This is a genomic window from Bacillus sp. SIMBA_005, assembly GCF_046535585.1.
GTDB classification, from domain to species: Bacteria; Bacillota; Bacilli; order Bacillales; family Bacillaceae; genus Bacillus; species Bacillus pumilus.
Genome location: NZ_JAWRWI010000985.1, coordinates 1 through 244 on the forward strand (window position 1 = coordinate 1; position 244 = coordinate 244).

The window sequence follows — 244 nt, forward strand, 5'->3', positions numbered from 1 at the left end:
CTGCAGAAGGTGTCTGTATACTTCCGGCGGCTGCACTTCAAGATAATCATAGAATGATGCGATATCTTCAACCTCTTCAGGTGATTTTTGCATCATGCCTTCAAAGACCTCTCCCCTGTCACAGGCAGAGCCGATTAACAGACCTTCTCTGTATTTATTAAGCTGCGACCTCGGAATGCGCGGCACTCTGTAGAAATATTGAATATGAGAAATGGACACGAGCTTAAACAGATTTTTAAGGCCG

General features: G+C 44.7%; 1 protein-coding gene. It reads right to left on the reverse strand.

Annotated features, from left to right (window positions below; translation table 11 throughout):
• Positions 1–244, reverse strand: a 244-nt coding sequence (locus SB660_RS23040; RefSeq protein ID WP_410584858.1) for a PHP domain-containing protein, incomplete at both ends; no start/stop codon positions are given.